At 64.2% G+C, this 2,476-nt stretch carries 3 protein-coding genes; all 3 read right to left on the bottom strand.

Features of this window, described 5'->3' with window-relative positions; all coding sequences use genetic code 11:
* Window positions 1–13 precede the first annotated feature (13 nt).
* Entirely contained in the window at window positions 14–1,492 is a 1,479-nt protein-coding gene (locus I6F16_RS37355) for an IS66 family transposase (RefSeq protein WP_225174756.1), read from the bottom strand.
* 122 nt (window positions 1,493–1,614) lie between these two features.
* Entirely contained in the window at window positions 1,615–1,971 is a 357-nt protein-coding gene (gene tnpB / locus I6F16_RS37350) for an IS66 family insertion sequence element accessory protein TnpB (protein WP_041960907.1), read from the bottom strand.
* Window positions 1,968–2,396 (bottom strand): transposase, encoded by a 429-nt coding sequence (locus I6F16_RS37345; protein ID WP_225174755.1) that lies wholly within the window; start codon window positions 2,394–2,396, stop codon window positions 1,968–1,970. The genes tnpB and I6F16_RS37345 overlap by 4 nt, the downstream gene beginning before the upstream one ends.
* Window positions 2,397–2,476: the final 80 nt, after the last annotated feature.

Raw genomic sequence — 2,476 nt, 5'->3', positions numbered from 1 at the left:
GTAAGCGTCGTTCTCAGGCCACGGCTTTGAGGTCGTGACGGCAATAAGCCCACGGAAGCAGCTCATCGATGTTGCTGTTTGGATGGCCGTTGACGATCCTGGTGAAGGCATCGGTCAGATAGGCAAGCGGATCGACGTCATTCAGCTTACAGGTTTCGATCAGAGAGGCGATAATGGCCCAGTGCTCGGCGCCGCCGTCGGAGCCTGCGAACAGCGCGTTCTTCCGGTTGAGCGTAATCGGGCGGATTGATCGCTCGACCGCGTTGTTGTCGAGCTCGATGCGGCCATCATCGATGAAGCGCGTCAGCCCCTCCCAGCGTGAGAGCGCATAACGAATGGCATCGGCCAGCTTGCCCTTTTGGCTGATCAACGCGAGCTTTGCGCGGAGCCACCGTTCGAAGGCTTCCGCCAACGGCCGGCTCTTCTGCCGCCGGACGAGGCAGCGCTCCTCGGCGCTGCGGCCGCGGATGTCCTTCTCGATCGCGTAGAACTCGGCTATGTGCTGAAGCGCCTCGCTTGCGATGGGCGCGGGACCGGGTGTGGCAAGTTCGTAGAAGTTACGCCGCATATGCGACCAGCAGAATGCAAGCTGAACCTCGCCACGCTCGGCGAGCTTGCCATAGCCGGCATAGCCATCGACCTGCAGGATCCCCTTGAAGCCTGCCAGATGGGCGATCGGCCGATCGGCTTTGCGGTCGGGGGCATAGACATAGGCGACGCCCGGCGGATCAGCGCCGCCCCATGGCCGGTCGTCCGCCGCGTAGGCCCAGAGCTGACCGGTCTTGGTGCGCCCGCGGCCGGGATCGAGCACTGGCATCGTCGTTTCATCGGCGAACAGCTTTGGCCGTTGCCTGAGCTTGCCAAGGAGGCGCTCATGCAACGGACGCAGGTGGAAGGCTGCCTGGCCCACCCAGTCCGCCAACGTCGAACGATCGAACTCAATGCCGTGGCGGGCGTAAATCTGCGCCTGCCGGTAGAGCGGCAGGTGATCGGCATATTTGGAGACCAGCACCTGGGCGACGGTGGCCTCGGTCGGCAATCCGCCCTCGATCAGCCGGGCGGGGGCCGGCGCCTGCATAACGCCATCCTCGCAAGCCCGGCAGGCGTATTTGGGACGCCGGGTCACGAGGATCCGGAACTGCGCTGGGACCAGGTCCAGCCGCTCGCTTCTGTCCTCGCCGATCCGGTGCAACTCGCCTTGGCAGCAGGGACAGGTCTTGTCCTCGATGTCGACGACGACCTCGATCCGTGGCAGGTGCGTCGGCAAGGCGCCACGGTTGCCGCGGCGCTTGCGAGCCCGCGCCTCACGGCCTTCAGATGTGCTTACGTCCTGCGCCGTCTCGCCGTATGCTGCGACCTGCTCGACGTCTTCCAGACCCAGCAGCATCTGATCTTCGGGCAGCGTCTCCGCCCGCCGGCCAAACCGGTGTCGCTGCAATTCCTTGATGATCTGACGCAGCCGTTCGCTCTCGCACCGCTCGGCAAGCAGCATCGCTTTCAGCGTCTCGGGATCGTCAGGCAGGGCCTCGCTCACACCCAATTCAGAGCATATTCGTCACCATCTGGCGACGCGTCCGACGCTCCTGATTCACTTCGCCGCAGTGCCGCCAACAACTATCCTGCTTGCGTTGGCGCCGGCGTCTCCCGCGCTTCATGCACAAGCCGCCAGTCGAGCCCCTCCAGGAGCGCCGACAATTGCGCCGCCGACAGACGCATCACCCCGTCTTCGATCTTCGGCCAGCGGAAGATTCCATCCTCCAGCCTCTTGGCGAACAGACACAAACCCGTTCCGTCCCAGAACACCAGCTTGATCCGGTCCGCCCGCTTGGCGCGGAACACATAGACAGCTCCCGAGAATGGGTCAGCCCCCATGCTCTCGCGCACCAGGGTCGCAAGCCCCTCCATTCCTTTGCGGAAGTCTACCGGTTTGGTCGCCACCATCACCCGGACCGCACCCGACGGACCAATCACCGGCTCGCCTTCAGCGCCTGGACGATCGACGCAATCATCGTTGGGTCAGCTCCACGACCGGCCCGGATCGTGATGCCGTCGACTTCGATCTCGATGATCCCGCTATCTGCCTTGCGCACCGCTCTGCGCTCCCGGTGAGCGGTCGGCACCGGCACCACGGCGTCCACCACCGCCGGCACAAACTGCACTTCGTCCGCTTCGGAATGACCGCCTACGGCTTCTCGCAACTGACGTCGCCAGCCAAACAGCTGCTGCGGCGACAATCCATGCCGTCGAGCCACGGAACACACCGAGTCGCCACTCGCAACGATCTCCGCGACGATCCGCGCCTTGTCCTCGTCGCTCCACTTCCGCCGACGGCCGGCTCCGGTGAAGACCTCAAGCCGTCGCACCGGCTCCGTGATAGCACTATGCACAGTGTCCATTCTAAGCCTAACGGTCCGAACAAACCGCAGACTCGCAGATCACCCCGTCATCCGGAAGGTGGCCGCTGAACAGCGCTTAC

Origin of the sequence: Bradyrhizobium sp. IC4060 (assembly GCF_020193715.1) — a bacterium.
Taxonomy (GTDB): domain Bacteria; phylum Pseudomonadota; class Alphaproteobacteria; order Rhizobiales; family Xanthobacteraceae; genus Bradyrhizobium; species Bradyrhizobium yuanmingense.
This window is presented reverse-complemented; position numbering and strand designations above follow the sequence as displayed.